Here is a 13,893-nt window from a genome sequence, read left to right on the forward strand (position 1 = left end):
GGCATCCCGCACGGACGCCGGCCGCCCGGCTCAGGAGACCGTGCGCAGCGGCACCACCAGGTACGTCAGCTCCACCCCGTCGTCCCCCGCCTTCGACGTCAGCACCGTGGACCGCAGCCCGTCCTGGATCCGCAGCTCGACCCGCCGCCCACCGAACGCCCTCAGCGCATCGGCCAGGTACTTCGCCTGGAACGTCTTCGTCACCCTGTTCCCGTCGATCGTCGCTTTGACCGACTCCTCCGACTCGCCGCTCTGCGGATCACTGCCGCGCACCCGCAGCTCGCCGTCGTCCACCTGGATCGTCACCGACCCGTGCGGACCGGCGTAGGGGACCGCTCGGCGGACCGCGCCCGCCAGCACGTCCGCTTCCACCAACACCGTGCTGTCGATGACCGCCTCCAGCAGCTTTCGCACTCGATCGTCGGGGAACGGGGCCGCCAGCAGCGCCGTGCTCACGCTCCCGCCCGCCCATGACAGGGCGATGCGGTCGGCATCGGCGTGCACCGTCACCTCGGCATCGCGCTCCGGCTGCCTGGACGCCTCGGCCAGCACCACCGCGGGCGCCAGGACGTCCAGCTCGCCTGTCGGCACCCACGGTAGCGAAGCGAACGCCATGCGATAACGATCGGTGGCGATCAACTCCAGCCGGCCGCCGGCGCCGTGGATGCGAACGCCGGTGAACACCGGGAGCGCGTCGTCCTTGGAAGCAGCACTGGACACGGGGGTCAGCGCTGCCGTCAGGGTGCGCGCGGGCAGGGAACCGAGAGCGGGTGGCAGCGGTGGGATGCCCGGGTGGGACGCGAGGTCCAGCAGGGGGAGGGCGAAGCGGGCGGTGGACGTACGCACGGCCAGGCGCGAACCCTCCACCACCAGTCTGACCCGGGGGTCGTCCAGGCCGCGCAGGGTGTCGGCGAGCGGTTTGGCCGGCACGACGACCGCGCCGTCCGTGTGCACCGTGGCCGGGCGCGTCAGGCGGACGGCGTGTTCTCGATCACTGCCCGCCAAGGTGACGCCCCGCGCGTCCGCGCGCAGCACCAGCCCGGCCAGCACCGGGTCGTACACCCGCGACGGCAGGAGGCGGGCGACGTCGGCGGCGGCGGCGGCCAGGTCGGCCGTGGTGGCGGTCAGGTCCATGTCGGAGACGCTAGACCCGACCACCGACAATTCCGGCGAACGTGCACGTCAGGGGGACACCAAGGCGACTTCGTCCTGCTTCGGCAGCGGCACGCCGGCCGCCACCGTCCCGCGGAACGCCCACACCAGGACCGCGATCACCAACCCGGACACCGCCGCCGCGACGAACGCCGGACCCGTCCCGTACGTCTCGACCAGCTGCCCGCTCGCCGACTGCCCGATCGCCAACCCCACGGTCACCGCCGTCACCACCCAGCCGAACGCCTCGGTGGCCGTCCCGGCGGGCGCCACCTGCTCGATCGCGGCCGAGTGGGCAGTGGCCTGCGGCGTGATCAACGTGCCCACCACGAGCAGCGCGGCGCCCAGGCCGATCAGCCCGGTGGGCACCGCGAGCAGCAGCGACAGCAGCGCGAACCCGCCGAGCAGCACCGGCAAGCGAACGTGCATCGCCCGGGGGAAGGGCCTCAGCGAGTACAGGACGCCGAACAGCACCGAGCTCACCGACCACAGGCTCAGCAGCAGCCCGCCCACGCCGACGTGACCGGCCTGCGCCGCGGCAGCGGGCACGGCCACCTCGATGAACCCGATCGTCATGCCGAAGCCCAACGCCGCCAACGCCACCGTGCGCATGCCGGGGGACGCCAGCGCCCCGAGCAGGCTCCGGATCCTCGGCGACGGACGAACCCCGCGCACGGTCGGGTCGAGGGCGAACCAGAGCGCACCGAGGACCATCGACCCCGCGCCGATCACCAGACCAGTGCCCGCCCACGGCGCCGTCACCAGCAGCCCGGCCAGACCGGGGCCGAGGATGAAGAACACCTCCATGCTGATCGCCTCGTAGGCGAACCCGGCCAGCCGCGTCGGCCCGGCGGGCAGCACGTGCGCCCACAGCGCGCGGGACGCGGAGCCGACCATCGGTTCGGTGAGCCCGACCGCGAACGCCATGGGCACCAGCACGGCCAGCGCCACACCGGCCTCGATCGCGCCGATCGCCAACGTCACGAACACCACGAACAGCGCCACCGCGGTGAGCAGCGGGCGCGTCGGCCCGTGCCGGTCCATCAACCTGCCCTGCACGATCGACCCGACCGCGACACCCACCAGCGACGACGCCGACACCAGACCCGCCGCGGCGAACGAACCGGTCTCCCGCTGCACGTACAGCAGCAGCGACAGGCCGACCATCGCGATCGGCAGGCGGGCGAGCAGCGACGCGACCACGGGGCCGCGCATGCCGGGCGTGGTCAGGGCAGCGCGGTAGTCGGAGAGGTGGGCAGAGTGGGACATGCGTACCAGTATGCACGCACTGGTACGGCCGTACCAATCATTTTCGGTGAAGTGCCAGTGGGGTTCGTCACCGGCCCCGGTGCGTCCAAGGCCTGGGCAGTGCGTTGCGGTTCGGTTACAACACTGGGATGACTGGGTGAAACCCAACGGCAAAACCGCTGAACAGAGGCCCCTTGAGGGTGAACGGGCTTGAGTCGGCGGGGAGGTGGCGTGCGATCGTTGAGGTAGCAACCGCTGTCGGCGCGGCTCGACGGGGAAACCCGTTTCGGTCGCCGTCGCAGCGGGAACCCAAACCTCCTTCCGGTGCCACGAGGGTCGGGGCCTGCGGGCGCCGGAGGTGTGGAATGCGCGGTCTGTCGGGGGATGGGCCGCGCGACAGCAAGACCGGTGCGCCGCGTCGGGGGCGGCGCCCGGTCTTGCTGTGTTCCCCCTGGGTCTAGCGGGCGCGGCGAGCCAGCCGCTCCGGGTCCAGGATCAGCACGCTCTTGCCCTCCAGCCGGAGCCAACCGCGGTGGGCGAAGTCGGCCAGGGCCTTGTTCACCGTCTCACGCGAGGCGCCGACGAACTGGGCGATCTCCTCCTGCGTGAGGTCGTGGGTGACCCGCAGCAGACCGGCTTCCTGGCTGCCGAAGCGCTGCGCGAGCTGCAACAACGCCTTCGCCACTCGGCCCGGCACGTCGGTGAAGATCAAGTCGGCCAGCATGGAGTTCGTCCGGCGCAGCCTGCGGGCCAAGGCCCTCAGCAGCTGCTCGGCGATCTCCGGCCGGTTGGTGATCCACTGCCGCAGCGCGGGGCGGTCCATGCTGACCGCGCGCACTTCGGTCACCGTGGTCGCGGTGGACGTGCGCGGACCGGGGTCGAAGATCGACAACTCGCCGAACATGTCCGACGGCCCGAAGATCCCCAAGAGGTTCTCCCGCCCGTCCGGCGACTTCCGGCCGATCTTCACCTTGCCGGATTGGATGATGTAGAGCCGGTCACCCGGCTCGCCTTCCGCGAAGATCACGTGGCCGCGCGGGAACTCGACAGACTCCAGCGTCTGCGCCAGTGCCTCCGCTGCGGCCTGTTCGACCCCCTGGAAAATGCCCGCGCGGGCCAGGGTCTCGTCCACCTCGTCCCTCCTGTCGAGACGCGGCGGCATGGTTGAGCGTGTTCCGCCTTCTGGCGGATCAGCGCCTGCCGCCGATCACTGAGTGCAGTCTAAGGGCTGTGGTCTGGATCGCCTTTCGGCGCGCCGTTCCACCGCAGCCCGGACAGCCCGATAAGGCCCGCCGGGGGTTGACCCCGTGGGCCTCGCCGGTCCTTGCCCCGCTTAGCGGCGGGTTCGCCGCTGGCGCAGGTTCCTGGCACGACCGCCCAGCCTGCGCAGCCGGAACAGTTCCAGCGCGCGGCCGATGCCGTGCCCGTAGAGCGCCCTGACCTCGTCGGGGCGCGCCGACTCCAGGAACTCCTCGACCTCGTCCTCCTGCACGGCGACGTGCCGGAGGCGAGCTTCAACGCGCTCCATGAAGAGCGCGAAGAACATGATCACGATCGGAACGGCGATGACGAACCAGGCAGTCATGATGGCTCCGATCTTTGCGCATCCGGTTCGGCGCGCGGTCAAGGGGGGTCACTCTGGCGTGTCGGTTCGTGATCGTCCGGCGGGTGCTCCTAGGACGTGCGCGGTGCGCTGCCGGTTGCTTGCCCTTGATCGTGCGGCACCAAACAGCCTGTCGCCGGGTGGATCGGGCCGACCTCCCCCGGACGGGGGTGGACGCCCGGGACGGCGACTTCCGGACGGCCGAGCGGCCGTCCACCGCGCGGTGGCGATTAACCTGGGCGGCATGGCGAAGAGCGCGGTGAAGCGGCCGGAGACGAGGCTGGGGCTGGTCCGCCGGGCGCGACGCATGGTGCGGGTCCTCGGTGAGGGTTACCCCGACGCGCACTGCGAACTGGACTTCGCCGATCCGCTGCAGCTCCTGGTCGCCGTCGTGCTCTCCGCCCAGACCACCGACGTCCGGGTGAACTCCGTCACGCCCGCGCTGTTCCGCCGCTACCGCACCGCTGCCGACTACGCGTCGGCCGACCGCGCCGAGTTGGAAGAGCTGATCAGGCCGACCGGCTTCTACCGCAACAAGGCGACATCCCTGATCGGCTTGGGATCCGCGCTGGTGGAACGGTTCGGCGGCGAGGTGCCCGGCAACCTCAAGGACCTGGTGACGTTGCCGGGAGTGGGTCGCAAGACCGCGAACGTGGTGCTGGGCGACGCGTTCGGCGTGCCGGGGATCACGGTCGACACGCACTTCGGCCGGCTCGTCCGCCGCTGGGGCTGGACCGAGGAGGAGGACCCGGTCAAGGTCGAGCACGTCGTCGGCGCGCTGGTCGAGCGCAAGGACTGGACCCTGCTCTCGCACCGCACGATCTTCCACGGCCGCCGCGTCTGCCACGCCCGCACGCCGGCGTGCGGCGCGTGCCTGCTGGCGCCGCAGTGCCCGTCCTACGGCATCGGCCAGGTCGACCCGGTCAAGGCGCAGAAGCTGGTCAAGGGCGAGGAAGCGCCGCACCTGATCGAGCTGGCCGAGCGGGTGCGGGCCGGGGAGAAGCCGGCGTGAGCGCCGGAGCGCGGTGGGCCGTCGTCGTCCTGGTGCTGGCGGTGGCGGGCGCCGTCGCGCTGTGGCCGCGCTCACCCGAGGCCGACCGGGCCGTGCCCACCCGGACCGCGCCGACCGCGGACCTGGGCGCCGTACGCGACCAGGCCGCACTGCGACCGTGCTCCCGAGAGGACGATGGCCGAGGGCCGCAGGCGTTGCGCGGCGTCATGGTCACGTGCCTCGGCGACGGCCGGGAGGTGGACGTGGCGTCCGCCGTGCCGGGCCGGGTTCTGGTGAACTTCTGGGCGACGTGGTGCGTTCCCTGTCACGAGGAGCTGAAGGTCCTGGACGCCTACGCGCAGCAGCCGGGGGCGGTGTCGGTGGTGACGGTCCTGGTGGAGAGCAAGGAGGCTGACGGTCTGGAGCTGTTGGCGAAACTCGGCGTGCGCCTGCCGTCCGTCTTCCACCCGGACGACGGCGTGCGCAAGGCCATGCGCGTGCCGCCGAGGCTTCCGGTGAGCTACGTCACCGGTGCGGACGGATCACTGACCGAGGTCGTCGACCCGGTGGTGTTCACGTCGGTCGACCAGGTGCGCGAGGTGGTCGGATGACGGCCCTCGTCGATCCGGACGGCGTGCCGGAGTGGATGGCCGGCTTGGTCAAGGCCACCGCGGACATCGACGCCCGCACGTTCACGCGCATCTCGCCGCCGCCGGACGGCACCGGCCGGCCCGCCGCGGTGCTGATGCTGTTCGGCGATGGCGAGGCGGGCCCGGACGTGCTGCTGCTGCGCCGCGCCGAAACCCTCGGCTCGCACCCCGGCCAGGTCGCCTTCCCCGGCGGCGCGGCCGACCCGACCGACGACGGACCGGTGGACACGGCGCTGCGCGAGGCGTACGAGGAGACCGGCGTGCTGCGCGAAGGCGTCCGGCCGGTGGCCACGCTGCCGCAGCTGTACGTGCCGGTGTCCGGGTTCGTCGTCACGCCGGTGCTGGCGCACTGGGACGAGCCGTCGCCCGTCGCGCCGGTCGACCCCGGCGAGACCGCCGCCGTGGCCCGGGTGCCGATCTCGCACCTGGCCGACCCGGCGAACCGGTTCCGGGTGAGCCACCCGTCCGGTTACGTCGGGCCGGCGTTCGCCGCGCCGGGGATGCTGGTGTGGGGCTTCACCGCCGGTCTGCTCAACGGGCTGCTCGCCCTGGGCGGCTGGGAACGGCCGTGGGACACCGCGGACGTGCGCGACCTCGACCTGGCCTTGCGTGCGACGGAGGTTCCGTGAACTGGGTTGACCTCCTCGTGCTGGCGCTCGCCGCCATCGCCGCCATGTCGGGCGCCCGCCAGGGAATGGTCGTCGCGCTGCCCGCGTTCGTCGGGGTGCTCATCGGCCTGGTCCTCGGCACCCAGCTCGCACCGCTGGTGGTGGCCCAGTTCGAGAACGTGGTGACCAAGGTCGTGTTCGCCGTCGGCATCGTGGTGCTGCTGGTGGCGTTGGGCGAGACGCTGGGCGTGTACGTCGGCCGGAGCATCAAGCCGCGGGTCAACTCCAGTCCGCTGCGCGGGGTGGACAACGCGCTGGGCGCGATCGTGCAGGGCGCGGTGGTGTTCGTGGTGGCGTGGATGATCGCGTTGCCGCTGACCATGGTCGCGGGCCTGCCGTCGCTGGCCAAGGCGCTGAACCAGTCGGTGATCCTGTCCACGGTGGACGACACCATGCCGCAGGCGGCGCGGACGTTGGCCGACGACCTGCAGAACCTGTTCGACGTGTCCGGGTTCCCGGCCGCGGTGGACCCGTTCAACCAGATGCCGCTGAAGGAGGTCGGCCCACCGGACCCGGCGCTGAGCGGGAACCCGATCGTGCAGCAGCTGCGGCCCAGCGTGCTGAAGGTGCGCGGGCGCGCGCCGTCGTGCTCCCGTGCGTTGGAGGGCACCGGATTCGTCATCGCGCCCGAGCGGGTCATGACCAACGCGCACGTCGTCGCGGGCACCACCGAGGTCACGGTGGAGGTCGGGCTCGGGCAGTTCGACGCCACGGTCGTGCACTACGACCCGCAGACGGACATCGCGATCCTCGCCGTGCCGGACCTGCAGGCCGTGCCGCTGGAGTTCCGCACCGACGAGATCGCGCAGGGCGAGGACGGGATCGTGCTCGGCTACCCGCTGGACGGCCCGTACACGGCGTCCGAGGCGCGGGTCCGGGAGCGGATCCCGATGCTGCGGGGACCGGACATCTACGACGCGCAGACGGTGACGCGGGACGTGTACACGGTGCGGGCGAAGGTGCGCAGCGGCAACTCCGGCGGCCCGCTGGTCGACCCGCAGGGCCGGGTGATGGGCGTGGTGTTCGGCGCGGCCGTGGACGACCAGGAGACCGGTTTCGTGCTGACCGCGCAGGAAGTCGAGCAGGAGGTGGCGCAGGCCCGGACGATGGTGCGGCGCGCGTCCACCCAGACGTGCGCGTCCTGATCGGACCGGCGTCCAGATCGGAGCTGTGTCCTGATCAGACCTTGGCCAGGAAGTCGATGACGATCCGGCTCGTGGTCTGCGGCGCTTCCTGGTGCGGGAAGTGGCCGACCTCCGGCACCACCCGGTACGACGAGCGGGCGCCCGTCCAGCTGGCGGAATCGGACGCCGTCGTCTCCAGCATCACCGGGTCGAGCGCGCCCTGGACCTGGAGCACGGGCACCTCCAGCCGGCGGTCGACGGCCTCGGCGAACCGGCGGCCGTCGCTGCGCAGCTGGGACCGCACCGCCCAGCGGAAGTACTCCATCGAGCTGTGCGCGACACCCTGCACCAGGACCGCCTCCCGGTTGCGCCGCACCACCTCGTCGAACTCGGTCGAGACCGTCCACTTCGGACCGCCCCACTTGCCGAGCAGGCCGCCGACCGCCGCGCCGCCGTCCCTGGTCAGCCACCGCTCGGGGTACAGCGGGAGCTGGAACCGGAACAGGTGCGCGCTGGCCCGGCCCTGGCGGCGCGGGTGGCGGCGGATCGCACGGCGCAGGGCCAGCGGGTGCGGGGCGGACACGGCGGTCACCGAGTAGACCAGGCGGGGGTGCATGGCGCCGACCGTCCACGCCAGCATGCCGCCCCACGCGTGCCCGACGAGGTGCGCGCGCGGTTCGCCGAGCGCCTTCACCAGGCCCGCGATGTCACCGGCCAGCGTGAACCCGTCGTACCCGCGCGGTGGTTTGTCGGAGTCGCCGTAGCCGCGCAGGTCCACGGCCACCGCCCGGTACCCCGCCTCGGCGATCGCGACCAGTTGGTGCCGCCACGACCACCAGAACTCCGGGAAACCGTGCAGCAGCAGCACGAGCGGGCCTTCGCCCAGCTCGGCGACGTGCAGGCGGATGCCGTTCGCGGACACGTCGCGGTGCGCCCAGGGACCGGGCACCCGAGCGGTCGACGGGTCGGGCAGCCGCACGGCGCGGCTCAGTGGCCTTCGCCGCGGCGGCGGAGGGCCGCGACGGTGTCCTTGGCCGAGTCGATCGTCCGCTGTGGCGCCCGCAACCGCTTCATCTTCCGCACCCCGAGGATGGTGAACAGCACCGCGGTGAGGATCATGAGCACGAACACGGTCAGGAACGACAGCGACACCGGCCAGCCGAACAGGTCGTGGAACATGTAGGCCAGGGCCATGAAGCCGAAGACGGAGCTGAACAGCAGCACCGCCAGCGCGAGGATGAAGTAGACGCTCCCCTTCACGCCCTTCTTGATCTCGCCGGCCACCTCGGACTTGGCGAGCTCGACCTCGGCCCTGACCAACGTCGACAGGTGGGCCGTCGCATCGCGCACCAAGCCGCCGATGGACGTTTCCTCCGCGATCTTGACCGCGCTCTCCGCGGTCAACGGGATCGACGGAACAGGTGGCAGTCCGCTGCCGTTGGTGTTCTCCCGAGCGCTGGTCACCGGCTCATCGTGCCATGCACCGCCCACCGGGGCTCCACGACTGGCTGATCTCTGCGGATCTCCGTCGATCCGGGCCGGCTCAGTCGACCTCGTCGGCGCGTTGGTGCACCCGGCTGCGCCGCACCAGCAGCACCGCGGCCAGCAGGGAAGCCGCCAACGACGCCAGCAGCACGGCCGCCTTCGCCTGTTCCGCGGCGGCGCCGTCCAGCGCGAGGTCGGAGATCAGCAGGCTCACGGTGAACCCGACACCGCCGAGCATGGCGACCGCGACGATGTCCAGCGGCCCGACTCCCTTCGGCCAGACCGCGGCCTTGAACAGCACCGCCAACGCCGACGCGCCGACGATGCCGATCAGCTTGCCCACCACCAGACCCAGCATCACGCCCAGCGCCAGCCGGTCGGTGAACAGCGCGCCCAACGCCTCGCCGTTCACCGGCACACCGGCGGCGAACAGCGCGAACACCGGCACCGCCACGCCCGCCGACCACGGCTGCAACCGGTGCTCCAGCCGCAGCGCGGGCGCCTCGTGCTCGTACGGGTCCTTGCGCACGCGGGTCAGGAGGGCCAGCGCGACGCCCGCGATGGTGGCGTGCACCCCCGCCGCGTGCACGGCGGCCCACGTGGCGAGCGCGATCGGGACGTACAGCCAGGGTGTCGTGACCCGCTTGTGCTGGAGGTACGCGTACAGCGCCATCAGCGCCACCGCCGCAGCCGCCGCCATGAGGTTGAACGTCGCGGTGAACAGCACCGCGATCAGCACGATCGCGCCCAGGTCGTCCACCACGGCCAGGCTGAGCAGGAACAGGCGCAGGCTGTTCGGCAGGCCGGACGCGGTGATCGCCAGCACGCCCAGCGCGAACGCGATGTCCGTGGCCACCGGGATCGCCCACGCCCGTTCGATGCCCGGCTCGCCCCAGCCGACGCCGATCGCGATCGCCGCGGGCACGACCATGCCGCCGACCGCGGCCACCACCGGCAGTGTCGCCGCCTTGAGGTTGTTCAGCTCGCCGACCACGAGCTCGCGCTTGAGCTCGAGCCCGGCGACGAAGAAGAAGATCGCGAGGAGCCCGTCCTTGGCCCAGTCGCCGACGCTCAGGCTCAGGTGCAGCGACTCAGGGCCGATGTGGAAGTCGCGCAGGGCCGTGTAGGAGCCCGACAGCGGAGTGTTGGCCCAGATCAACGCCACGGCGGTGGCGGCCAGGAGGATCATCCCGCCGACCGTCTCGGTGCGCAGGTAGCGCGCGAACTCGGTGGCGGCGTTCTTCTTGCGGTTGATCAAGATCCACTCCGGTGCGTCGGGTACGGCTCATCCTCGTGCCGACCAGGCTTCCCGGCTCACCTCGGCGACCCTAGCAACGCGAAAGGGGTGTCCACCACCCGGTGGGCACCCCTCGCGTTCCTGCTCAGTCCTCCGAAGCCCCCGAGTTGAGGCCCTTGGAGATGAGATCCATCACCGACGAGTCCGCGAGCGTGGTGACGTCGCCGACCTGCCGGTTCTCCGCCACGTCGCGCAGCAGCCGGCGCATGATCTTGCCCGAGCGCGTCTTCGGCAGCTCCGGCACGACCATGATCTGCCGCGGCTTCGCGATCGGGCCGATCTCCTTGGCCACGTGGTCGCGCAGCGCCTTGATCGCCGCCGCGCCGTCCGAGCCCTCCGCCGCGCCGCCGCGCAGGATCACGAACGCCACGATGCCCTGGCCGGTGGTGGGGTCGGTCGCGCCGACCACCGCCGCCTCGGCCACCGTCGGGTGCGACACCAGCGCGGACTCGACCTCGGTGGTGGAGATCCGGTGCCCGGACACGTTCATCACGTCGTCCACCCGGCCGAGCAGCCAGATGTCGCCGTCCGCGTCGTACTTCGCGCCGTCACCGGCGAAGTAGAAGCCCTGGTCGGCGAACCGCGACCAGTACGTGTCGCGGTAGCGCTGCTCGTCGCCCCAGATGCCGCGCAGCATCCCCGGCCACGGCTGGTCGAGCACCAGGTAGCCGCCGCCGCCATGGGGGACCTCGTTGCCCTGGTCGTCCACGACCTTCGCGCCGATGCCGGGCAGCGGGCGCTGCGCCGAACCGGGCTTGGCGGTCGTCGCGCCGGGCAGCGGGGAGATCATGATCGCGCCGGTCTCGGTCTGCCACCAGGTGTCCACGACGGGCGTCTTGCCCGCGCCGATGGTCTCCCGGTACCAGATCCACGCCTCCGGGTTGATCGGCTCGCCGACGCTGCCGAGCACGCGCAGCGACGACAGGTCGTACTTCGCCGGGATGTCCGCGCCCCACTTCATGAACGTGCGGATCAGCGTCGGCGCGGTGTAGTAGATCGACACGCCGTACTTCTGCACGATCTCCCAGTGGCGCCCCTCGTGCGGCGTGTTGGGCGTGCCCTCGTAGACGACCTGCGTGACGCGGTTGGACAGCGGGCCGTACACGATGTAGCTGTGGCCGGTGACCCAGCCGATGTCGGCGGTGCACCAGTAGACGTCGGTGTCCGGCTTGAGGTCGAACACGTTGTAGTGCGTGTACGACGCCTGGGTGAGGTAGCCGCCCGAGGTGTGCAGGATGCCCTTGGGGTTACCCGTGGTGCCCGACGTGTAGAGGATGAACAGCGGGTGCTCGGAGTCGAACGCCTCCGGCGTGTGCTGGTCGGACTGGCGGTCGACGAGGTCGTGCCACCAGAGGTCGCGCCCCTCGGTCCAGTCCACGTCGCTGCTCGTGCGCTTGACGACGAGGACGTGCTCGACGCTCTTCGCCTTCGACACGGCCTCGTCCACGGCGGGCTTGAGCGCCGCCGGGTTGCCGCGCCGGTACTGGCCGTCGGTGGTGATCACCAGCTTGGCCTGGGAGTCCTCGATGCGGGTCCGCAGCGCCTCGGCGGAGAAGCCGCCGAACACCACGCTGTGCATCGCGCCGACGCGCGCGCACGCGAGCATGGAGAAGATGGCCTCGGGCACCATCGGCATGTAGATGGCGACCCGGTCCTCCGCACCGACACCCAGCTCGACCAGGGCGTTGGCCGCCTTGGACACCTCGCGCTGGAGTTCGGCGTAGGTGATGGCGCGGCTGTCGCCGGGCTCACCCTCCCAGTGGATGGCGACCTGGTCGCCGTGGCCGGACTCGACGTGCCGGTCGACGCAGTTGTAGGCGACGTTGAGCTTGCCGCCGATGAACCACTTGGCGAACGGGGCGTTCGACCAGTCGAGGACCTGGTCCCACTTGGTGTCCCAGGACAGCCGCTCGGCCTGCTTCGCCCAGAACGCCTCGCGGTCGGCGCTCGCCTCCTCGTACAGCGCGGCGGTCGCGTTGGCCTGCGCGGCGAACTCCTCGCTGGGCGGGAACGTCCTGTGCTCGGTCGACAGGTTGTCCAGGGCGGCTTGCGGCTCTGTCATGGTGGGCGGACCTCCTGAATCCGTGGGGGTGCGGCACTGACCGTAGTGCGATTCAGGTCACTGCGCACCCAAAAGGTTCAGACCAATTTCGGCCGATTTCGAAACGCGTGGGTAACTGTGTAACCCGTGGCACGCCCGCTGACCACCGCGATTCCGCCGAACGACACCTAGGTTGCGACCAGCGGCACTTCGCGTGACTCGCGTCACGTGGTCAGAGCCGCCTCCGCGGCCGGCCACTCGGCCGCCGTCATCGAGTACACGACGGTGTCGCGCAGGGTCCCGTCCGGCCGGACGCGGTGCACCCGGAGGACGCCTTCGCGAGTCGCGCCGAGGCGTTCGATGGCGCGCTGGGACCGTTCGTTGCGGAGGTCCGTGTGCCAGCCGACGCGCAGCGCGCCCAAGTCCTCGAAGGCTCGTCGGAGCAGGAGGAGCTTGGCGTCGGTGTTGAGGGCGGTGCGCTGCCAACGCGTGCCGATCCAGGTGTGGCCGATGTAGAGGCCGCGGTGCTGCGGGTCGATCTCGTAGTACGACGTGGTGCCGGCGACCTCGTTCGTGCGCGCGTCGACCTGGGCCCACGCGAGGCGGGTCGGGTCGGCGAGGCTCTGCCCGATGTACGCCCGGGTGTCCTCGACGGTGGCCGGCTGCGGGGTGTTGAACCAGGTCCAGACCTCGGGGTCCTTGCCCGCCTCGTGCAGGCCCTCGGCGTGGTCGGGGGCGAGGGGTTCGAGGCGGACGTGGTCGCCGGTGAGCACGGGGCGGTCGTACCAGTTCATGCCCCGGACGGTAATGGGGTGTAGTGGCTATTTCAGATAGCCAGTTCAAGGTTGTTTCACGATGCCACTTACCGGCGAGTAGTGTTCTGCGTCGTGACCGATCCGCTTGCCCCGCTGCTGGACCTGCCCGGTGTGGCCGACGCCGTCGCCGCCGCTCGTGACGCCGTGTTCCAGGTGCACCGGCACCGGGTGAACCTGCGCGGCTGGGCGACCACCGCGGCCGAGGCTTCCGTGCGTGCCGCCCGTGCGTCGGCGGCGTTGGACGGCGGGCCGACGGCCATCCCCTCCGACGGGTCGGTGACCGATCCCGTGCTGGCCGGTGCGCTGCGGGTGGCGGAGGCGCTGGGCGTGGTGCTGCCGACGTGGCAGCGGGCACCGTTGCAGGCGTTGGCGCGGTTGCACGTGCTGGCGGGGGCGGACCTGGGCGGCGAGCTGGGCCGGCCGCGCGCCGAGCCCGGCATGTCCGAGCGGCTGGACCTGCTGGCGAACCTCGTCGCCGGCGGCACGTCGGTCCCCGGTCCGGTGCTGGTGGCGGTGGTGCACGGCGAGCTGATGTCGTTGGCGCCGTTCGAGACGGCCAACGGCGTGGTCGCCCGTGCCGCGTCCCGCCTGGCCTCGATCGCCACCGGTCTGGACCCGAAGTCCTTGGGCGTTCCCGAGGTGACGTGCCTGCGCCGTCAGAACGACTACGCCGTCGCCCTGCACGGCTTCTCCACCGGCGACCCCGAAGGCGTCACCCGCTGGCTCCTGTTCTGGTGCGAAGCCCTCGAAGCCGGCGCCCGTGAAGCCCGCGGCATCGCCGACGCCGCCACCCCCTGACCCCGCGTGAGTCCTGCGTTC

14 protein-coding genes are annotated in these 13,893 nt (G+C 71.5%); 5 read left to right on the top strand and 9 right to left on the bottom strand.

Annotated features, from left to right (window positions below; all coding sequences use genetic code 11):
• Window positions 1-30: 30 nt before the first annotated feature.
• The 4 genes from dnaN to ACRAKI_RS01400 form a co-directional block, all read right to left on the bottom strand.
• Window positions 31-1,134 (bottom strand): DNA polymerase III subunit beta, encoded by a 1,104-nt coding sequence (gene dnaN, locus ACRAKI_RS01385; RefSeq protein WP_447005230.1) that lies wholly within the window; start codon window positions 1,132-1,134, stop codon window positions 31-33.
• 48 nt (window positions 1,135-1,182) lie between these two features.
• Window positions 1,183-2,421 (bottom strand): MFS transporter, encoded by a 1,239-nt coding sequence (locus ACRAKI_RS01390; RefSeq protein WP_447005231.1) that lies wholly within the window; start codon window positions 2,419-2,421, stop codon window positions 1,183-1,185.
• 436 nt (window positions 2,422-2,857) lie between these two features.
• Window positions 2,858-3,532, bottom strand: a complete 675-nt coding sequence (locus ACRAKI_RS01395; protein ID WP_033441932.1) for a Crp/Fnr family transcriptional regulator — start codon at window positions 3,530-3,532, stop codon at window positions 2,858-2,860.
• Between the two features lie 201 nt (window positions 3,533-3,733).
• Entirely contained in the window at window positions 3,734-3,985 is a 252-nt protein-coding gene (locus tag ACRAKI_RS01400) for a hypothetical protein (RefSeq protein WP_015097743.1), read from the bottom strand.
• Window positions 3,986-4,247: 262 nt separating this feature from the next.
• Here ACRAKI_RS01400 and nth point away from each other — a divergent pair, with 262 nt between their 5' ends.
• Genes nth through ACRAKI_RS01420 form a run of 4 tightly spaced genes read left to right on the top strand, consistent with a single transcriptional unit; the run spans window position 4,248 to window position 7,457 of the window.
• Entirely contained in the window at window positions 4,248-5,015 is a 768-nt protein-coding gene (gene nth, locus ACRAKI_RS01405; RefSeq protein ID WP_447005232.1) for an endonuclease III, read from the top strand.
• Window positions 5,012-5,605: a TlpA family protein disulfide reductase gene (locus ACRAKI_RS01410; protein WP_447005233.1), complete on the top strand. Its 594-nt coding sequence runs from the start codon at window positions 5,012-5,014 to the stop codon at window positions 5,603-5,605. Before nth ends, ACRAKI_RS01410 begins: the two co-directional genes overlap by 4 nt.
• Window positions 5,602-6,273, top strand: a complete 672-nt coding sequence (locus ACRAKI_RS01415) for an NUDIX hydrolase (RefSeq protein ID WP_447005234.1) — start codon at window positions 5,602-5,604, stop codon at window positions 6,271-6,273. The genes ACRAKI_RS01410 and ACRAKI_RS01415 overlap by 4 nt, the downstream gene beginning before the upstream one ends.
• Window positions 6,270-7,457, top strand: coding sequence for a MarP family serine protease (locus tag ACRAKI_RS01420; protein ID WP_447005235.1), 1,188 nt, complete (start codon window positions 6,270-6,272; stop codon window positions 7,455-7,457). The genes ACRAKI_RS01415 and ACRAKI_RS01420 overlap by 4 nt, the downstream gene beginning before the upstream one ends.
• Window positions 7,458-7,491: 34 nt before the next feature.
• On the opposite strand, the gene ACRAKI_RS01425 is transcribed toward ACRAKI_RS01420, so the two are convergent.
• From ACRAKI_RS01425 to ACRAKI_RS01445, 5 genes are all read right to left on the bottom strand, one after another.
• Window positions 7,492-8,415, bottom strand: coding sequence for an alpha/beta fold hydrolase (locus ACRAKI_RS01425; protein WP_447005236.1), 924 nt, complete (start codon window positions 8,413-8,415; stop codon window positions 7,492-7,494).
• Window positions 8,416-8,423: 8 nt separating this feature from the next.
• A complete protein-coding gene (locus ACRAKI_RS01430) occupies window positions 8,424-8,900 on the bottom strand; it encodes a phage holin family protein (protein ID WP_447005237.1) in 477 nt (158 codons plus the stop codon).
• Window positions 8,901-8,979: 79 nt separating this feature from the next.
• Window positions 8,980-10,179, bottom strand: coding sequence for a Na+/H+ antiporter NhaA (gene nhaA, locus ACRAKI_RS01435; protein ID WP_447005238.1), 1,200 nt, complete (start codon window positions 10,177-10,179; stop codon window positions 8,980-8,982).
• A gap of 124 nt (window positions 10,180-10,303) precedes the next feature.
• Window positions 10,304-12,280 carry an acetate--CoA ligase gene (gene acs, locus ACRAKI_RS01440; protein ID WP_447005239.1) on the bottom strand — a complete coding sequence of 659 codons (1,977 nt, stop codon included), beginning with the start codon at window positions 12,278-12,280 and terminating at the stop codon, window positions 10,304-10,306.
• 203 nt (window positions 12,281-12,483) lie between these two features.
• Window positions 12,484-13,053: a GNAT family N-acetyltransferase gene (locus ACRAKI_RS01445; RefSeq protein ID WP_447005240.1), complete on the bottom strand. Its 570-nt coding sequence runs from the start codon at window positions 13,051-13,053 to the stop codon at window positions 12,484-12,486.
• A 93-nt stretch (window positions 13,054-13,146) separates the two neighbouring features.
• Between ACRAKI_RS01445 and ACRAKI_RS01450 the strand changes: the two genes are divergently transcribed.
• Window positions 13,147-13,872, top strand: coding sequence for an oxidoreductase (locus ACRAKI_RS01450; RefSeq protein ID WP_447005241.1), 726 nt, complete (start codon window positions 13,147-13,149; stop codon window positions 13,870-13,872).
• The last annotated feature ends 21 nt before the right edge of the window (window positions 13,873-13,893 follow it).

This window comes from Saccharothrix isguenensis (genome assembly GCF_052936305.1).